16 protein-coding genes and 4 pseudogenes are annotated in these 16,988 nt (G+C 62.7%); 10 read left to right on the top strand and 10 right to left on the bottom strand.

Annotated elements, in window-relative coordinates; all coding sequences use genetic code 11:
• Nucleotides 1-31: 31 nt before the first annotated feature.
• The 4 genes from phoR to ACZZZP_RS24255 form a co-directional block, all read right to left on the bottom strand.
• A complete protein-coding gene (phoR, locus tag ACZZZP_RS24240; protein ID WP_463536915.1) occupies nt 32-1,330 on the bottom strand; it encodes a phosphate regulon sensor histidine kinase PhoR in 1,299 nt (432 codons plus the stop codon).
• Nucleotides 1,331-1,344: 14 nt separating this feature from the next.
• On the bottom strand, nt 1,345-2,034 hold the full coding sequence (phoB, locus tag ACZZZP_RS24245) for a phosphate regulon transcriptional regulator PhoB (RefSeq protein ID WP_108095202.1): 690 nt from the start codon (nt 2,032-2,034) through the stop codon (nt 1,345-1,347).
• Between the two features lie 85 nt (nt 2,035-2,119).
• Nucleotides 2,120-3,010, bottom strand: coding sequence for a 4-hydroxybenzoate octaprenyltransferase (gene ubiA, locus ACZZZP_RS24250; RefSeq protein WP_463536916.1), 891 nt, complete (start codon nt 3,008-3,010; stop codon nt 2,120-2,122).
• Between the two features lie 23 nt (nt 3,011-3,033).
• The gene (locus ACZZZP_RS24255) at nt 3,034-3,585 is read right to left on the bottom strand and encodes a chorismate--pyruvate lyase family protein (protein ID WP_463536917.1); all 552 of its coding nucleotides are present in this window, start codon (nt 3,583-3,585) and stop codon (nt 3,034-3,036) included.
• A gap of 107 nt (nt 3,586-3,692) precedes the next feature.
• Between ACZZZP_RS24255 and ACZZZP_RS24260 the strand changes: the two genes are divergently transcribed.
• The 8 genes and pseudogenes from ACZZZP_RS24260 to ACZZZP_RS24295 all read left to right on the top strand — a co-directional run bounded on the left by ACZZZP_RS24260 (nt 3,693) and on the right by ACZZZP_RS24295 (nt 8,133).
• Nucleotides 3,693-4,358: a glutathione S-transferase family protein gene (locus ACZZZP_RS24260; RefSeq protein ID WP_463384414.1), complete on the top strand. Its 666-nt coding sequence runs from the start codon at nt 3,693-3,695 to the stop codon at nt 4,356-4,358.
• Nucleotides 4,359-4,549: 191 nt separating this feature from the next.
• Nucleotides 4,550-4,717 carry a rubredoxin gene (locus ACZZZP_RS24265; RefSeq protein ID WP_108095207.1) on the top strand — a complete coding sequence of 56 codons (168 nt, stop codon included), beginning with the start codon at nt 4,550-4,552 and terminating at the stop codon, nt 4,715-4,717.
• 191 nt (nt 4,718-4,908) lie between these two features.
• Nucleotides 4,909-5,074, top strand: a pseudogene (locus ACZZZP_RS24270) (rubredoxin).
• A 59-nt stretch (nt 5,075-5,133) separates the two neighbouring features.
• A pseudogene (locus tag ACZZZP_RS24275) lies at nt 5,134-6,284 on the top strand (NAD(P)/FAD-dependent oxidoreductase).
• Nucleotides 6,285-6,472: 188 nt separating this feature from the next.
• The gene (locus ACZZZP_RS24280; protein ID WP_463384778.1) at nt 6,473-6,745 is read left to right on the top strand and encodes an HU family DNA-binding protein; all 273 of its coding nucleotides are present in this window, start codon (nt 6,473-6,475) and stop codon (nt 6,743-6,745) included.
• A 162-nt stretch (nt 6,746-6,907) separates the two neighbouring features.
• Nucleotides 6,908-7,304: pseudogene (locus ACZZZP_RS24285) on the top strand (SCP2 sterol-binding domain-containing protein).
• 80 nt (nt 7,305-7,384) lie between these two features.
• A complete protein-coding gene (locus ACZZZP_RS24290) occupies nt 7,385-7,906 on the top strand; it encodes a hypothetical protein (RefSeq protein ID WP_463536918.1) in 522 nt (173 codons plus the stop codon).
• Nucleotides 7,907-7,956: 50 nt separating this feature from the next.
• Complete coding sequence (locus ACZZZP_RS24295) at nt 7,957-8,133, top strand: hypothetical protein (protein ID WP_463536919.1); 177 nt, start codon at nt 7,957-7,959, stop codon at nt 8,131-8,133.
• Between the two features lie 50 nt (nt 8,134-8,183).
• On the opposite strand, the gene ACZZZP_RS24300 is transcribed toward ACZZZP_RS24295, so the two are convergent.
• The 6 genes and pseudogenes from ACZZZP_RS24300 to exbB all read right to left on the bottom strand — a co-directional run bounded on the left by ACZZZP_RS24300 (nt 8,184) and on the right by exbB (nt 15,075).
• Nucleotides 8,184-9,584 carry an aminoacyl-tRNA deacylase and HDOD domain-containing protein gene (locus tag ACZZZP_RS24300; RefSeq protein ID WP_122492391.1) on the bottom strand — a complete coding sequence of 467 codons (1,401 nt, stop codon included), beginning with the start codon at nt 9,582-9,584 and terminating at the stop codon, nt 8,184-8,186.
• Between the two features lie 90 nt (nt 9,585-9,674).
• On the bottom strand, nt 9,675-11,750 hold the full coding sequence (recG, locus tag ACZZZP_RS24305) for an ATP-dependent DNA helicase RecG (RefSeq protein ID WP_463384418.1): 2,076 nt from the start codon (nt 11,748-11,750) through the stop codon (nt 9,675-9,677).
• Nucleotides 11,751-11,762: 12 nt separating this feature from the next.
• Nucleotides 11,763-12,689, bottom strand: coding sequence for a hydrogen peroxide-inducible genes activator (locus ACZZZP_RS24310; protein WP_122492393.1), 927 nt, complete (start codon nt 12,687-12,689; stop codon nt 11,763-11,765).
• 144 nt (nt 12,690-12,833) lie between these two features.
• Nucleotides 12,834-13,562, bottom strand: coding sequence for an energy transducer TonB (locus ACZZZP_RS24315; RefSeq protein ID WP_122492394.1), 729 nt, complete (start codon nt 13,560-13,562; stop codon nt 12,834-12,836).
• Entirely contained in the window at nt 13,559-13,984 is a 426-nt protein-coding gene (gene exbD / locus ACZZZP_RS24320) for a TonB system transport protein ExbD (protein ID WP_122492395.1), read from the bottom strand. Before exbD ends, ACZZZP_RS24315 begins: the two co-directional genes overlap by 4 nt.
• 1 nt (nt 13,985) lies before the next feature.
• Nucleotides 13,986-15,075: pseudogene (gene exbB / locus ACZZZP_RS24325) on the bottom strand (tonB-system energizer ExbB).
• 186 nt (nt 15,076-15,261) lie between these two features.
• Here exbB and ACZZZP_RS24330 point away from each other — a divergent pair.
• Together ACZZZP_RS24330 and ACZZZP_RS24335 are read left to right on the top strand one after the other, a co-directional pair.
• Nucleotides 15,262-16,119 (top strand): SDR family oxidoreductase, encoded by an 858-nt coding sequence (locus tag ACZZZP_RS24330; RefSeq protein WP_463384420.1) that lies wholly within the window; start codon nt 15,262-15,264, stop codon nt 16,117-16,119.
• Nucleotides 16,116-16,922, top strand: coding sequence for a helix-turn-helix transcriptional regulator (locus ACZZZP_RS24335; RefSeq protein ID WP_463384421.1), 807 nt, complete (start codon nt 16,116-16,118; stop codon nt 16,920-16,922). Before ACZZZP_RS24330 ends, ACZZZP_RS24335 begins: the two co-directional genes overlap by 4 nt.
• The last annotated feature ends 66 nt before the right edge of the window (nt 16,923-16,988 follow it).

The following is a 16,988-nucleotide window of genomic DNA, read 5'->3' on the forward strand; positions in this document are numbered from 1 at the left end:
AAGCGCTTGCCCAGCGTGGCAATAACGCCGATTACCGTCTGACCACCTGAGCCGGGGCAAAGTGGCAAATAAATGTGCTGCCTTTGCCGGGTACGCTGCTGATGTCCAGACGGGCGCGGTGGCGCAGCAAAACGTGCTTGACGATGGCCAGCCCCAGCCCGGTGCCGCCGGTGTTGGAGGCGCGGCTGGAGTCGACGCGGTAGAAGCGCTCGGTCAGGCGTGGCAGGTGCTTGGCGTCGATGCCAATGCCGCTGTCTTGCACGGTGAGGTGCGCGCCCTGGTCGTCGGCCCACCAGCGCACGCGAATTTCGCCGTTGTCGGGCGTGTATTTCACGGCGTTGAACACCAGGTTGGAGAACGCGCTGCGCAGTTCCGCTTCGCTGCCTTTGAGGCGGATGTTGTGGTCCGCTTCGAGGCTGATGCGGTGACGGTCGTTGGACAACGCCTGGGCGTCGCCCTTGATCGACAGCAGCAGCAAATCGACGGCTACGGGCTGGTTATCTGACGGGTAATCGGTGGCTTCGAGCTTGGCCAGTAGCAGCAAGTCGTTGAGCAGGTTTTGCATGCGCCCGCCCTGTTGCTGCATTTGCTGCAAGGCGCGCAACCAGCGCGGGTTCACGTCGTCAACGTTATCGAGCAGGGTTTCCAGATAGCCGGCAATCACGGTCAACGGCGTGCGCAATTCGTGTGAGACGTTGGCGATGAAGTCTTTGCGCATCTGTTCCAGCAAGTGCATGTGCGTGATGTCGCGCACCAGCATCAGGTGCTCGCCGTTGCCGTATTGGGTGATGTGAAACTGCAAATGCATGCGGTCGTTGACCAGTGACATCAGCTCCAGCGGCTCCGGATGGGCGCTTTGCTCGAAGTAGTCTTTGAAGCGCGGATGGCGCACCAGGTTGGTCACCGGCTGACCGCTGTCTTGCGGGGTTTTCAGGCCCAGAAGGTTTTCGGCGGCGCGGTTCCACCATTCCAGGTTGCCGTCGTTGTCGAGCATGACCACGGCATCGTTCAGGGCCGCAGTGGATTCCTGCACACGGTCGATGACCGCTTGCAGGCGGCCCCGTACGCGCTGATCGCGGCGTTGCAGGTGGTAAATGCTGTCGAACACCTCGCCCCACAAGCCATAGCCATCGGGCGGCGGCTGGTCGGTTTGGTGGTGTTTCAGCCAGTTGTGCAGGCGCAGCAACTGCGAAAGGGTCCAGCCCAGGTACGCACCGAGGCCGACCACCAGGCTCCAGGCATATTCACCACTGATCAGGCCCACCAGCAGGCAGCCGGCGATCAGCAGTAACAAGCGGCGGATAACCACGCCACGCCAGTCTTGATTCACGGAGATTGGACGTCCTAGCTTTTGGTGGAAAAGCGATACCCGGTGCCGCGCACGGTTTGCACAAGGTTCTCGTACACCTCGCCCAGGGCTTTGCGCAGGCGGCGAATATGAACGTCGACGGTACGTTCTTCAACGTACACGTTGCCACCCCAGACCTGATCCAGCAGCTGGCCACGGGTGTAGGCGCGTTCCTGGTGGGTCATGAAAAATTGCAGCAGGCGGTATTCGGTGGGGCCCATGTCGGCAGGTTTGCCATCGATGGTGACGCGGTGGCTGATGGGGTCGAGCAACAGGCCGCCGACTTCGATCGGGGTGTCGCTGTCGCCGGTGCCAGCGCGGCGCAAAACGGCTTTCAGGCGGGCAACCAGTTCGCGGGGGGAGAAAGGCTTGGTGATGTAATCATCGGCGCCCACTTCCAGACCCTGGATCTTGTTGTCCTCTTCACCCTTGGCGGTGAGCATGATGATCGGGATGTTGCCGGTCAGCTCATCGCGCTTGAGGCGGCGGGCCAGCTCGATGCCGGAGGTGCCAGGCAGCATCCAATCGAGCAGGATCAGGTCGGGTTTGCGATCGACGATGATGGCGTGGGCTTGCTGGGTGTTCTCTGCTTCGAGGCACTCGTAGCCGGCCATTTCCAAGGCCACGGCGATCATTTCGCGGATCGGCGCTTCGTCATCAACGATCAGGATGTTCTTACCAACCATGGAGCCAACCTCGGGTCGTTTAATCTGTCTTGCGCCGCATTAGATAACGGAATTATTGCAGCTGTGTGACAGAACGTTGCCGCGTTTAACGCATGGCGAAGTCGACCGCGATACCAATGAGGATCGCCAGCCCGGCCCAATGGTTGTGCAGAAACGCCGCCAGGCACACCTGCGGTTCCCGGTTGCGCGTGCTCCAGAACTCCCAAACGAAACAGCCGGCAGCCGCCGCCAGATAAAGCAGGAACCAGATGCCCAGGGTGAAACGCGCGCCCGCCAGCGCCAGGCAGAGCAGGGCGATGCTTTGCAGAATAAGGATGATCACGCGGTCAGCGTCACCGAACAGAATGGCCGTGGATTTCACCCCGATTTTCAAATCGTCTTCACGGTCGGCCATGGCGTAGTAGGTGTCGTAGCCGACGGTCCAGACAATGTTGGCGATAAACAGCAGCCACGCCGCGCTTGGCAGTTCGCCGGTTTCAGCGGTGAACGCCATCGGCATGCCCCAGGAAAACGCCGCGCCCAGCACCACCTGCGGGTAGAAGGTGAAGCGCTTCATAAACGGGTAAGTGGCGGCGATGGCCAGCGCGCCGAACGACATAAGAATGGTGGTGAGGTTGGTGAACAACACCAGCACAAAACTCAGCGCCACCAGCACTGCAAACAGAATCAGCGCCTCTTTCGGCGTGACCTTGCCGGTGGCCAGCGGGCGGCCTTTGGTGCGGGCCACATGGCCGTCGAAGTTACGGTCGGCGTAGTCGTTGATCACGCAGCCGGCCGAGCGCATCAGAATCACGCCGAGTACGAAGATCACCAGGTTGCCCAGCGACGGCACGCCTTTGGCGGCAATCCACAACGCCCACAGCGTCGGCCACAGCAGCAGATAAATGCCGATGGGGCGCTCCAGGCGCATCAACTGAATGAAGTCGAACGCGCGCGGGTGGAGGTGGTTGAGCGACTGCAGCAGGCGGGTGTACATCGAGCGCAACTCCTTGTCAGTGTTCAGACGGCCACGTCGGCAGCGGCCCATAACGATGGCAAAAACACTTCAGCCACCAGCACGCTTAAACCGTCGCGGCTGAAGCATGAGCGCCGCGCCCAGAGCTGGTCGGCGCTGACGCCGGCGGGCAGCCAATGTTGCGGATAGCGGCACACCTGCATCGGGCCACGGCTGAATGCCTGGTCGCTGAACAGCAGCTCGCCGAGTGAGCGGCTGCCGAGTTCGTCCATGTGCAGGTCCGAGTCGATTAATTGGCTGCGCGCTGCCACGCTGCGGGCGAATACCCAGGGCTCGCCATAGCCACGCAAAAACACTTCACGCACCCAGCCGACGCTGCCGTCGCGCACATTCAGCGCGGCGCACTCATCGCTGCGCAGGGTTTGCCAGCTTTCGTTCAGGGGCGTGACGCTAAAGGCGTCGTGGGACAGGGCGGTGAGGCGGCGGGTCAGCGAGCCGTCATCGAACAACCAGTCGAACACCGCCGGGGCGGGCGCAGGTTGCAGTTGATCGGCAGTTAGCCAGGCGGCGGTATCGGCAAAAGAGGCGTGCGGCACGGCAAATACATCGGCGGCAAACGGGGCGGCGAGCTTAGCATGTTTGGCCTTTTTGCCCGCGCCGCGCTAACGTCCGGAGCTGACCACCGCCCTTCAGGAAGCCACCCATGATTACCCTCCACCATCTGAACAACTCGCGCTCGCAGCGCATTCTCTGGCTGCTCGAAGAAATGGGCGTGGAGTACGAAATCAAACGCTACGAGCGCGACCCGAAAACCATGCTGGCGCCGCCGGAACTGCGCGCCGTGCACCCGCTGGGCAAATCGCCGGTTATCACCGACGGCGATCTGACCCTGGCGGAATCTGGCGCCATCATCGAATACCTGGCCGGCCGTTACGGCCAGCAATTGCTGCCTGCCGACGGCACGCCGGAACGCCTGCGTTGCAGCTACTGGCTGCATTACGCCGAAGGCTCGGCCATGCCGCCGTTGTTGCTCAAGCTGGTGTTCGACGGCATCGAAAAGGCGCCGATGCCGTTCTTCGTCAAACCTATTGCGCGCGGCATTGCCGGCAAGGTGAAAAGCACCTTTATCAACCCGCGACTGCGTGAAAACCTCGACTACCTCGAAGGCGAGCTGAGCAAGAGCGAGTGGTTCGCCGGCGACACGTTCAGCGCCGCCGATATTCAAATGAGCTTCCCGCTGGAAGCCGCCGCATCGCGCGCGGGGCTGGATGCCAGTCGGCCGAAGTTGAAAGCCTTCCTGGAGCGAATTCACGCCCGTCCCGCCTACCAGCGCGCGTTGGAACGAGGCGGCGAATACGCCTACGCGTAAGAGCGTGCTACGTTTTCACCCTGCTCGGAATCGTACCGGGCGCACCCGGGCTAAAGCATGGAATCGCCCGATGGCGCTTGATTACCAGCGCTTCGATCAGTAAAAAGCGGGGAGCCTGGCGGCATTTCAACCATCGACCGCTGCGCCTAAAAGCCTGAAGAGCAGCCTGAAGAGATTGAGGTAGTAGCAACATGAAGAAGTGGCAATGTGTGGTCTGCGGTCTTATTTACGACGAAAGCCTTGGCTGGCCGGATGAAGGCATCGCTGCCGGCACGCTGTGGCAAGACGTACCGGAAGACTGGCTCTGCCCGGACTGCGGCGTCGGCAAGCTGGATTTCGAGATGATCGAAATCGCTTGATTCACGCGTGAGTGGTTTACCAACGGCGACCTCGGGGTCGCCGTTGTTGTTTCAGGGGCGAGCAATTGCGCGACGCCTCGCCACCCTGCCCAACACGCCAAACCATGGGCTGGCTGACGCCTGCGGTTATTGGCCTTGCAGGAGCAATTGCGGTAGGGTCGCTGGCACATTTGGCCCAGGGGTGAACCGTGATGCGCAAATGGCAGTGTGTGGTGTGTGGCTTTATTTACGACGAAGCCCAAGGCTGGCCCGACGATGGCATCGCGCCCGGCACGCTGGGAAGATGTGCCAGAAGACTGGCTCTGCCCGGACTGCGGCGTCGGCAAGATGGATTTCGAGATGGTCGAAATCAACTGATCAATTTCCCCAAATTTGTTTAGCGCGGCCTCAGCGGCCGCGCGTTTCAGGAGTGAGTCATGTCTGCACCCGTGGTGATCATCGGCACCGGCCTGGCCGGCTATAACGTGGCCAAGGAGTTTCGCAAGCTCGACACCGAGACACCGCTGCTGCTGATAACTGCCGACGACGGCCGCTCCTATTCCAAGCCGATGCTGTCCACCGGCTTCGGTAAAAACAAAGACGCCGACGGCCTGAGCATGGCGGAACCCGGCGCTATGGCCGATCAGCTCAAGGCTGAAATCCGCACCCATACGCGCATTACCGGTATCGACCCGGGGCACAAACGTTTGTGGATCGGCGAGGAAGCGGTCGAGTACCGCGATCTGGTGTTGGCCTGGGGCGCGGAGACGATTCGCGTGCCGGTTGAAGGCGACGCCGCCGATGCGATTTTCCCGATCAACGATCTTGAGGATTACGCCCGTTTCCGCGCCGCTGCCGCCGGCAAAAAGCGCGTGCTGGTGCTGGGCGCGGGGCTGATCGGCTGTGAGTTCGCTAACGACCTGACCGCTGGCGGTTACAGCGTCGAGCTGGTGGCCCCGTGCGAGCAGGTGATGCCAGGTTTGCTCCATCCCGCCGCCGCCGGCGCCATTCAAGCGGGGCTGGAAGGCTTGGGCGCACGTTTCCATTTGGGCCCGGTGTTGGCCAGCTTGCAGCGCACTGGCCGATGGCCTGGATGCGCATTTATCTGACGGCACGCGGGTGGCCTGTGATGTCGTGTTATCGGCAGTGGGCTTGCGGCCGCGCACCGATCTGGCGTCCGCGGCGGGCCTGACCATCAACCGTGGCGTGGTGGTGGATCGGCAGTTGCGCACCTCACACGCGAACATCTTCGCGCTGGGCGATTGCGCTGAAGTGGACGGCCTCAACCTGCTTTACGTTATGCCGCTGATGACCTGCGCGCGGGCGCTGGCGCAGACCCTGGCCGGCAACCCGACCGCCGTCACTTACGGTGCCATGCCGGTGCAGGTGAAAGCACCGGCTTGCGCCAGTGGTGGTTTCGCCGCCGCCGCGTGGCACCAGTGGGGAATGGCAGGTGGAAGGCAGCGGTGCCGACATCAAGGCGCTGTGCCGCGATGCCGATGGCCGCTTGCTGGGCTACGCCCTCACCGGAACGGCCGTTCAAGACAAGTTGGCGCTCAATAAGGAGCTTCCCGCCCTTTTGGCGTGAATGGCGCCCGTTCTGTCGGATCAGTCACGAAGTTGCGTGTGAAAGTTGTCGGACACGACTGGCGCGGGTCTCATGAGCGTGCCATCCCTCCCCCGGTCTGCCGCAGCGCAGAGCTGTTGCGGCGCCTCCAAGCGCTGCTGGATGGCAGCACGGACACAAAAACAAAAAACCGTCTAAGGGGCTTTTTTATGCGTAAACCGGAACTCGCCGCGGCCATCGCGGAACAGGCTGATCTGACTAAAGATCAAGCCAATCGTGTACTCAATGCTGTGCTCGAAGAAATCACTGCCGCCCTGAACCGCAAGGACAGTGTGACCCTGGTGGGCTTCGGCACGTTCGTGCAGCGTCATCGCGGCGCCCGCACCGGCAAAAACCCACAAACCGGTGAGCCGGTGAAAATCAAAGCCAGCAACACCGTTGCCTTCAAGCCAGGCAAGTCTTTGAAAGACGCGGTGAACTGAGCCCAGTACGCCCGGGGTCGAACGGCTCCGGGTGCACTTTCCGCTTTTAACGTCCTATTCGCTGCAAATCCCCGCCACAACCCACCAGAAAGCAGGCTGTAGTCCACGCCGCAAACCGCTACAATGCGCCGCCGTTTCACTATTTGATTGAGGCCAGCGCGCATGAAATTTCGTTTCCTCCTCTGGATGCTCGGCCGCATGATGGCCAAAGCCAGCAAGACCAATCCTGCGTTTCAGCAGCAGCTCGAAGGCCGTGATCTGGTGTTTCAGCTGCACACGCTCGATGGCAAAGTCGCCCGTCATTTCATCGTTAAAGACCAACGCCTGACCAGCAAACGTGGCCCCGCCGCTGCAGCCGGATTTCGCCTTGGGCTTTAAAGACGCCGATTACGGGTTCGCCACCATGAACGCGAAGAACAAGCAGCTCGCGTTTATGCAGGGCATTCAGAACAAAGATATTCAAATTCAGGGCAACCCGGCGTTGGTCGTCTGGTTCCAGGGTTTGACCAAATACATCATGCCCAAGAAGAAAAAAGCCGCAGACAAAAAAGCCGCCTGATTCTCGCTATGGCCGCATCCAACTGGTTGGAATGCCGCACGTTAGCTAGGCTGGGGTGAATTTCTCCCGGAAGCCATCCCATGCGCAGTTCTTTTGTCCTACCCCTGATGTTGCTGGCGACGGTCGCCCAGGCCGAACCGAGCAAGCCTGCGGCATTTGAGCGGGTGTTCGAGCTGGCCGGCATCCGCTTGCTCTGCGAGCAAAGCGGGCCCTTGGTAACGCGGGGTTTGCCGGAAGAGAAGCAACCGCCCGTGGCCGAGGCATTCGATGCCGACTCGTTCTGCACTGACTTGGCCTCGCGCCTGGCGCCTGCCTTTACCGCCGAGCAGGTTGAGCAGGCCACCAAGGTGCTGGAAAGCCCGCTGGCCCAGCGGTTCACCGTGGCTGAGCGCGCGGTGGGCGAGGGTGACGGCGGCGCTGCCTTGGCCACCTACCGCGAGCAAGTACGCAGCAAACCACCACGCGCGGCGCGTGTTGAGCTGGTCCGCCGCCTGGATGCCGCCGCGCATACCACCGAGCTGTCGACCCTTCTGCGCTACGAAGTCGGTAAGACTCAAGCCCTACTGGCGCTGCGGGAGAAAAAGCAAAAAAAAAGAACCTGACCGAGGCCGAACTGGCCAAGCAAACCGAACAGCAACTGACGCCCTTGCGCATGTCCAGTGCGGAAGCCGTGGAAACCTTCATGCTGTACGCCTACCGGCAAATGCCCAGCGGTGAGCTGGCCGATTACGCGGCGTTGTATGAGCAGCGGCCCGTGAACGAATTGCTGGCCGCCGCGGTGAAGGAATTGCCCGCGGTGTTCGCTGCGCGGCGAGCGGTGTTGAAATAACCGTCGCAAAAAAAGAGGCCCGATTGGGCCCCTTTTTTTCAGTGCGGTTTTTACGCTGGGAATTGCGCAGCCAGCTCGCGCAGCGCGGTTTCGGCTTCCAGCACTTTGTTGATCGCTTCGTTGGCCTTCTCGCGGCTCAGGCCCAGGCGGTCGAACAGCACTTGCGGAATTTCAGCCTGCGGACCGGTGCCGATGCCACGGTTGCGCAGCAGGCTCACGGCCAGACACACCAGGTTCGGATACGCCGAGTGAGCGCCTTCGTAGTCCGGGTCGTGCTGGAAGCGCAGCGCGGTGGCCAGCTCGTCCGGCATGTCCCAGAAGCGCATCAGCCACGAACCGATTTGTTCACGGGTAATGCCCAGCAGGTGCTGTTCGATGTAGCTGTGATCCAGGTGCGGGTTCACTTCGAGGTGACGGCAGATCAACGAAAAGTGCGGCGGGAACACATGTGCCAGCACCAGATAGCCGAAGTTGTGCAGCAGGCCGGCCAGGTACGTCAGGCCCGCTTCCGGGCGCTGCGCGCGCGGCATGGCGCGTGTCAGGCCTTCGATCACGGCGGCGGTGTAAATCGCTTGGTGCCAGTACGGCGTGGCGTGTTGCGGCTGGTCTTTAGGCAGGGCCAGGGTTTTGCCCAGGGCCAGGCCAAGCGCCAGGTTGATTACCAAATCGAAGCCCAGTACGCGCACGATGGCGTCTTCAACCGAGCGAATTTTCCCCGGCGCGGCGTAGTAGGGCGAGGCGGCCCAGCTGACCACTTGCGCGGCCAGCGCGGGGTCGGTTTCAACCACGCCGGTGATGTCGTCGACGGTGGCGTCGGGGTCGACGCGCAATTTGATAATTTTCTGCGCGGTTTCGGGCAGCGGTGGAATTTCAATGGTTTCTTCCAGGCGCTGCTGAATGCGGCGAGCGGTGAACGCCTGCACGGCCTGGGTGATTTCCGCGCGGTCGTCGTCCGGGCGGTCGAGGTTGGGACGGATGCCGCTCAGTGGCTCGCCGAAACGAGCGGCGCTGGCTTTGCTGAGCAAGGTTTTGTAAGCGTCGCGGGGAATTTCCAACAGCACACCGGCCTGGCCCGATTCGATCACCAGCGTCGGCGCCAGCAGCAGTTGTTCGTCGTACAAGCAGGGCGAGCTGGTCAGTGGCGGCAGTGCGGGCAGCACGGTCAGGTTGTGCTTGGCGAGCATGCGTTCCTGACGATCCGGTTTGACTGCCGCGAGTTTGCGGCCGGTCAATTCGGCGAGGCGATTGAGATCGAGCAATTGGGTGTGCGGGTAGAGCACCAGCAGGGCGCCGATGGCGTCGTCGAGCAGTACCGCTTGGACGCGCTGGGCCAGGGCCAGCTTGGGTTGCTCGTAGCAGACTTGATACGGAACGCTGAGCTTGTCGAGTAGCTGCAGAATCACCATCGGCGGCTGTGGCGAGGTATCGGTGGCGAGGGCTACTTCCGTCATGAGCGTGCGATCCGGTGCGATGGGTTAGCCCGAGTATAACCAGCGGGGATTATGACTGGCCGGTCAGCCGACGGGCGTTTGTGAGCTATTTCACACTTGCCCGTATTGCTGCCCGTGGCGTAACCAGCGCTCCAGCAAGGGACTGACATGTTGCGGCCAGCGTTCCAGCAAGGCTTGGGCAGCATCGCGCACGGCGGGCAGCAAATCGGCGTCGCGCATCAGGTCGGCCACCTTGAATTGCAGCAGGCCGGTTTGCCGCGTGCCGAGCATTTCGCCGGGGCCGCGCAACTCGAGGTCTTTTTCGGCGATCACAAAGCCATCGCTGGTCTCGCGCATGATGCCCAGGCGCTCGCGGCCCAGTTGCGACAGCGGCGGGTGATACAACAGCACGCAATGGCTGGCGGCGCTGCCCCGGCCCACACGGCCGCGCAATTGGTGCAGTTGAGCCAGGCCCAGACGCTCCGGGTTTTCAATAATCATCAGGCTGGAATTGGGCACGTCGACGCCCACTTCAATCACCGTGGTGGCGACTAATAGCTGCAACGCGCCTTCTTTGAACTGCTGCATCACCGCCGCCTTTTCCGCCGGCTTCATGCGCCCGTGGATCAGGCCGACGTTCAAGCCGCCGAGGGCCGCCGACAAGTCTTCGTAAGTGGTTTCGGCCGCCTGGCAGGTGAGTTCTTCCGACTCTTCGATCAGCGTGCACACCCAATACGCCTGCCGCCCTTCGTGGCAGGCCGAACGCACCCGCTCGATCACTTCGAAGCGGCGGCTGTCGGCCACCAGCACGGTGTTGACCGGCGTTCGGCCGGGCGGCAGTTCGTCGAGAATCGAGGTGTCGAGATCGGCGTAGGCGCTCATGGCCAAGGTTCGCGGAATCGGCGTGGCGGTCATGATCAACTGATGCGGGCACATGCGCCCGTCGACGCCTTTTTTACGCAGGGCCAGGCGCTGCTGCACGCCGAAGCGATGTTGTTCGTCGATGATTACCAGCGCCAGGCGCTTGAACTGCACTTCGTCCTGGAACAGCGCGTGGGTGCCGACCACCATGGGCGCACCGCCGGCGATCTTTTCCAGGGCGGCGGCGCGGGCTTTGCCTTTGAGCTTGCCGGCCAGCCATGCCACTTCCAAACCCAGCGGTTCCAGCCAACGTGTGAAGTTGATGAAATGCTGCTCGGCGAGAATCTCTGTAGGTGCCATCAGCGCCACTTGATAGCCCGCCTCCAGTGCCTGCAAGGCAGCAAGGGCGGCGACCACGGTTTTGCCCGCGCCGACATCGCCCTGTACCAGGCGCAACATGGGCTCGGGTTGGCTCAGGTCGTAGGCGATTTCAGCGCCTACGCGCTGCTGTGCGCCGGTGGGCGCGAAGCCGAGGTTTTTGAGGAATTTCGCCGGCAGCTTTTTCGCTTTCGGCAACTGCGGTGCCTCTTGCGCGCGCAGGCTTTCGCGCAGGCGCTGCAACGACAGCTGATGGGTAAGCAGCTCTTCAAAGGCCAGGCGGTGCTGGGCCCAGTGCCGGCCTTCGGCGAGCTCTTCGACGTCGGCGTCGGGCGGCGGACGGTGCAGGTAACGAATGGCTTCGTCGAGCGGGCTGAGCTGGTAGTCGCGAGCCAGTTCGTCCGGCAGCCAATCGGGCAGGCTGTGCGGCCCCAGGCGCGCTAGCGCTTGTTCGCTGAGTTGGCGCAAACGCTGTTGGGTCAGGCCTTCTGTGGTGGGGTAAATCGGCGTCAGGGTTTGCTCGACGCCACTGTCGCTGTCGGCGGTCAGCGCGCGGTATTCGGGGTGGTAAATTTCCAGGCCCGAGGCGCCCGGGCGCGCTTCGCCGTAGCAGCGAAGTTGAGTGCCGCGTTTCAGGCCGTCTTTCTGCGCCTGGCTGAAGTGATAGAAACGCAGGCTCAAGGTGCCACTGCCGTCTTGCAGGCGAACCAGCAGGCTGCGGCGTTTGCCCATCAGCACATCGGCGCCGGCCACCACGCCTTCAACGACGGCGTCTTGCCCGGGCCGCAAGGCGCCGATGGGCACCACGCGGGTGCGGTCCTGGTAACGCAGCGGCAAGTGGAACAGCACGTCTTGCAGGTTTTCCAGGCCAACGCGCGCGAGCTTTTCTTCCAGCGCCGCGCCCACGCCTTTCAGCGCGGTTACCGGCACCGCCGCCAATTCAGTCATGGGCGCGCGGCCTTAGGCGGTTTGTGGCAGCGGATTGGCTACCGAGCACAGGCGGATAGAGTCGGCCAGCACGTCGATGGCGCGTGGGCGCGGGAAGCTGGCGCGCCAGGCGATGGCCACAGTGCGGAACGGCACCGGCGCCGTCAGGGGACGCACTTCGAAAACGCCGGGGGCGTAGTGGTGGCTGTCGACCGCCGAGAACGGCAGGATCGAAATGCCCATGCCCGAGGCGACCATATGGCGAATGGTTTCCAGCGAGCTGGATTCCACCGTCGTGTGCTTGGCGTGCTCTTCGCCGCCTTTGCGCAGCGTGGGGCAGGCTTCCAGCACCTGGTCGCGGAAGCAGTGGCCTTCACCGAGCAGCAGCAAACTTTTGTCGTTGAGCAGTTCGGCGTCGATGGTTTGCTTGGCCGTCCACGGGTGGCCGCTAGGCAGCAGCACATAGAACGGCTCGTCGTAGAGCACTTTGGTCAGCACGTCGGCTTCCTGGAACGGCAGGGCGATAATGATCGCGTCCAGCTCGCCGTTACGCAGTTTGTCGCGCAGCACGTGGGTGAAGTTTTCTTCGATATACAGCGGCATCTGCGGCGCGACGCGGTGCAGTTGCGGAATCAGGTGCGGGAACAGATACGGGCCAACGGTATAGATGGCGCCGACTTTGAGCGGCGCGGCCAGTTGGTTTTTGCCGGCCTGGGCCAGCTCGCGAATGCCTTGGGCTTGTTCCAGCACTTTCTGCGCCTGGGTGACAATGCCTTCACCGACTGGGGTGAGGCGCACGGCGCTTTTGCTGCGCTCGAATATCAGGATGCCCAGCTCGTCTTCCAGTTTTTTAACGCCGACCGAGAGGGTGGGCTGGCTGACGTGGCAACGCTCGGCTGCGCGTCCGAAATGCTGCTCTTGTGCCAGGGTGACGATGTAGCGCAGTTCGGTGAGGGTCATAGTGTTTATCCATTGATTTGCGCCAAAGCATAGCGGTTGTATTCAATGGAACCAACCCGCAGCGCAGGTTAAATGTGCCCGATGTTTCGGGCACTGGCGGGGTGCGGGTCCGGTGAGCGCGCGGCCGTTTTACCGCGAAAACGGCTAGCGACGATCCAGTGAGTACACGAACGGCGCGACCACTTCGACGCTGTTGCCATTCAGGATGTCTTCCGGCGGCTTGGGCAGCGGCTGGGCGCGACGGATCATGGCGAGGGTGGCGCGGTCCAGCGAGGCGTTGCCGGAGGAGCCAGCGAGCGACGCGCTGAGCACCTTGCCGTCGGCATCGACGCTGAAGCGAATGCGGCTGGTGCCTTCGGCGCCACGGCGTCGGGCATCGTCCGGGTAACGCTTGTAGCGCGCCAGGTGGCTGAGCAGTTTGCTCTGCCAGGTAATCTCGGCCTGCGACGGTGCGCTGGTGCTACTCGGCTGCGGCGCGGTTGGCGCAGCGGGCGGCGCCGGCGGCGCGGGCGGTGCATCGGGCATCGGCTGCTCAGCGGGTTTTTCCGCAGGCTTAGGCGGCTCGACCGGTTTGATCTTCGGCTTGGGTTTAGGCTTTGGCTTGGGCTTTTCCAGCACAATCTTCGGCTTCGGCGCCTCGACTACTTCTGGAATCGGCTCAGGTTCAGGCGCGATGATTTGCGCCGGAGCCGGCGGGGGAGGCACCACTTCGGGCAGCGGCGGCAGTTCGATCATCATGGCCGGCGGCGGCAATTCCACCGGAATCGCCTCGGCGTGCCAGTACAACGCCCACAGACCGATACCGATATGCAGGGCGAGCACCAGCAGCCAACTTACCGTCCAACCGGAAGCTTTGCGCAGCGTGAGGGTCATTTCTGCCCGACCGCCTCAAGGCCGACCAGGCCCACTTTGAGATAACCGGCAGCGCGCAGGCTGTTCATGGCGTCCATCAGATCGGCGTAGTCCACGCCTTTGTCGGCGCGGAAGAAGATCGTGGTGTCCTTCTTGCCTTTGGTCTGTTGGTCGAGCGCCTGGCCGAGCTGTTCTTTGGTGACTTGCTGATCGCCGAGGTAGAGATTTTTGTCCTCTTTGACGGTCAGGTACACCGGCTTGTCGGGGCGCGGTTGCGGCTCGGCGCTGGAGGCCGGTAGGTCTACTTTGATGTCTACGGTCGCCAGCGGCGCGGCGACCATGAAGATGATCAGCAGAACCAGCATCACGTCGATAAAGGGCGTTACGTTGATCTCGTGGGATTCGACCAGATCATCGCCGCCGTCGTTGAGGTGCAGGCCCATGTCAGCTCACTTTTACCGCGTGTGGCTGGCTGCGTTGCTCAGCCGGCAGGTGGTCGAGGTCACGGCTAACCAGCAGCAGAACCTGTGCTGAAGCGTCTGCCACTTGGGCTTTGTAACCGGTGATGGAGCGGGCGAAGACGTTGTAGATCACCACCGCCGGAATCGCCGCTACCAGGCCCATGGCCGTTGCCAGCAGGGCTTCGGCGATACCCGGTGCAACTACGGCGAGGTTGGTGGTTTGCGATTTGGCGATGCCGATAAAGCTGTTCATGATGCCCCACACGGTGCCGAACAGGCCGACGAAGGGTGCGGTGGAACCGATGGTGGCGAGCACGCCGGTGCCTTGGCTCATTTCACGCCCGCAGGCGGCGACCAAGCGCTCCAGACGGAAGCTGACGCGTTCCTTGATGCCTTCTTTTTCGCGGGCATTGGCCGACAGGCGCATTTCTTCCAGGGCGTCATGCACCAGCACATGGGACAGGCTGCCTTTTTGTCCGCCTTGTCAGCGGCGTCTTTCAGCGAGCGGCTCTGTTTCAGCAGGGCCAGCTCACCGCGCAGGCGGCGTTTGGCGCCGATCAGCTCGAAGCCTTTGGCAATCCAGATGGTCCAGGTGATGACCGAGGCCAGGGCCAGGCCGATCATCACGGCCTTCACCACGTTGTCGGCGTTCTGGTACATGCCCCACGGCGACAGGTCGTGGGCGAAGGCGAGCTGGTCGTCGGCGATCAGTTCGTTGGCCTTGGCCAGGTTGTCGAGCGCTTGGTTTACTTCCTCGGGCGTGGCGCCGTTGGCTTCCAGGGTTTCTTTGGTGGCGGTGCTGATCTGCTCGGGGGTCGCGTCCGGGCCGAGGCTGGCGATTTTCTCGCGCAGGGCAGCGGCAGCAGGCGTCTCGGCAGCAGGCGCGGGCACGACGGCGGTGGCCGGGGCTGGCGCGGTGGCGGCCGGTGCAGTTGAGGGGCTGGCGCCGCAGCGGCAGGTTCTTCAGCGAAGCTGTTCACTGGCAGCAGCAGGCTGAGCAGCAGCGCACCAGCGGTGAGCAGGGCGCGGGGCTGCAAACGGAAAGACGGAGCGCGGTAGGCGTTGAAATTCATGCTGGCCGGACCTGAAAGGGTAAAAACGGTGACCGAAGCCCGAAGGCTCCTGGCGCAAAAGGGCAGTTAGTATTGCAAATTATTCTTGTTTGTTAAAGTGATAATGTAACGCTTGGATGACCGTTGAAGTCTTTCCCTTCTTTCGTGCGGCCTGCCTAGAATGCCGCTTTGCCTTGAGGTAGCCGCATGTCCGCCGTTCCCACCCTGATGATTGCCGGTTGCGGCGATGTTGGAAGCCGCCTTGGTTCGCAGCTGCACGCCGCGGGTTGGCAGGTGTTTGGTTTGCGGCGATCGGTCGCAGCGCTGCCCGCTGAAATCGTGCCGGTGGCCGGCGATTTAGGCGCTGTCGATTGCCCGTCGGCATGGCCGCACGGCGCGCTGGATTACCTGGTGTATGCCGCCGCTGCCACCGACCACGACGAAGCCGGATACCGCCGCGCCTACGTAGATGGATTGGCGAACGTGCTCGGCTGGCTGAAACAGCGTGGTCAGTCGCCGAAACGGGTGATTTTCGTCTCCAGCAGCGGTGTGTATGCCCAGGACGGCGGTGTGTGGGTGGATGAGCACTCGCCCGCCGAGCCCACCCGCTTTTCTGGCAGCATCATGCTTGAGGCCGAGAAAGTGGCGCGCGACAGCGGCATTCCCGCGACCGTGGTGCGCCTGACCGGCATCTACGGGCCAGGCCGTGAATGGCTCCTGAAACAGGTGCGCATGGGTTATCGCGTGGTCAGCGAGCCGCCGCTTTACGCCAATCGCCTGCACGCCGACGACTGCGCGGGCTTGCTGGCGTTTCTGCTTCAAGCCGATGCCGCGGGCAAGACACTGGACGACCTTTACATCGGCGTCGACGACGCGCCGGCGCCGCTGCATGAGGTGGTGGCCTGGTTGCGCGATTACATGGGCGTGACCGACTGGGCTGAGGAATCGACGGTACGTCGCGCTGGCAGCAAACGCTGCAGCAACGCCCGCGCCCGGGCGCTGGGGTGGGTGCCGCGTTACCCCACTTTCCGCGAAGGGTACGCAGCGGTATTGGCCGGGCAGTGAGCGCGGACGCCAATCGGCCGCTGGTGCAGCCCTGGCTGGCCGGCGTCGAGCTGTTCCAGGCCGACTTTTCCGGTCAGCCGTTTGGTCGACACAGCCACGACGCGTTTGCCATTGGCGCGATTATCGAGGGCGTCGGCGGCTACCAATGCCGGGGCGCTCGGCACGCGTTGCCGGCCGGAACGTTGTCGTTAATGAACCCTGAGGAGCCGCACACCGGTCACGCCATTTCTTCCCGGCTGGTCTACCACATGCTCTACGTCGAAGAGGCGCGGTTGCCGGCGTTGTTAGGGCGCAAACGCTTGCCGCGCGGCTTCCATCAGCTCAACCCGGCCGACGACGGTGCCGTTGCGCAGCGTATGGCCGGGCTGGTGCAGGAATTCGAGCGCCACGACGCGCTGGCGTTGGAAAGCCAGCTGCTGGCGGTGCTGGAAATGGTGTTTATCCGACATGGCGGTATGCGCCCGCTGCCAACCGTAGCGCGGGACGGCGGCAGCACCGCGCGCCTGCGCGAATACCTGGAAGCCAACTTTCAGCAGGCGGTGAGCCTGGAACAATTGGCGGTGGTGGGCGAGCGCCATCCTCGGCATCTGATTGAAGCGTTCCGCCGTGCTTATGGCGTACCGCCGCACACCTATTTGTTGCAACGCCGGGTGCGCGAAGCCAAGCGCCTGCTGCTGGGCGACGCGCCGCTAAGCGAGGTGGCGCTGCAGTTGGGTTTTTACGATCAGGCGCATTTTATTGGCACCTTCAAACGCTTCACTGGTGTGACGCCCGGACGTTTTCGCCGCACTGCGCACACCTGAGTTTTTTCCAATACCGCCCCTCTAGCTTCGCCACAGACTGACCGCCGCGTTCATTCGGAGGTCGTC

It is taken from the genome of Pseudomonas sp. AC211, assembly GCF_979258055.1.

Excerpts from the sequence above, each read along its gene's own strand:
- ACZZZP_RS24310 (WP_122492393.1), bottom strand. The coding sequence starts at position 12,689 with ATGACCCTCACCGAACTGCGCTACATCGTCACCCTGGCACAAGAGCAG.
- ACZZZP_RS24315 (WP_122492394.1), bottom strand. The coding sequence starts at position 13,562 with ATGACCCTCACGCTGCGCAAAGCTTCCGGTTGGACGGTAAGTTGGCTG.
- ACZZZP_RS24280 (WP_463384778.1), top strand. The coding sequence starts at position 6,473 with ATGCGTAAACCGGAACTCGCCGCGGCCATCGCGGAACAGGCTGATCTG.
- ACZZZP_RS24260 (WP_463384414.1), top strand. The coding sequence starts at position 3,693 with ATGATTACCCTCCACCATCTGAACAACTCGCGCTCGCAGCGCATTCTC.
- ACZZZP_RS24290 (WP_463536918.1), top strand. The coding sequence starts at position 7,385 with ATGCGCAGTTCTTTTGTCCTACCCCTGATGTTGCTGGCGACGGTCGCC.
- ACZZZP_RS24300 (WP_122492391.1), bottom strand. The coding sequence starts at position 9,584 with ATGACGGAAGTAGCCCTCGCCACCGATACCTCGCCACAGCCGCCGATG.
- ubiA (WP_463536916.1), bottom strand. The coding sequence starts at position 3,010 with ATGTACACCCGCCTGCTGCAGTCGCTCAACCACCTCCACCCGCGCGCG.
- exbD (WP_122492395.1), bottom strand. The coding sequence starts at position 13,984 with ATGGGCCTGCACCTCAACGACGGCGGCGATGATCTGGTCGAATCCCAC.
- recG (WP_463384418.1), bottom strand. The coding sequence starts at position 11,750 with ATGACTGAATTGGCGGCGGTGCCGGTAACCGCGCTGAAAGGCGTGGGC.
- ACZZZP_RS24295 (WP_463536919.1), top strand. The coding sequence starts at position 7,957 with ATGTCCAGTGCGGAAGCCGTGGAAACCTTCATGCTGTACGCCTACCGG.
- ACZZZP_RS24265 (WP_108095207.1), top strand. The coding sequence starts at position 4,550 with ATGAAGAAGTGGCAATGTGTGGTCTGCGGTCTTATTTACGACGAAAGC.
- ACZZZP_RS24330 (WP_463384420.1), top strand. The coding sequence starts at position 15,262 with ATGTCCGCCGTTCCCACCCTGATGATTGCCGGTTGCGGCGATGTTGGA.
- phoB (WP_108095202.1), bottom strand. The coding sequence starts at position 2,034 with ATGGTTGGTAAGAACATCCTGATCGTTGATGACGAAGCGCCGATCCGC.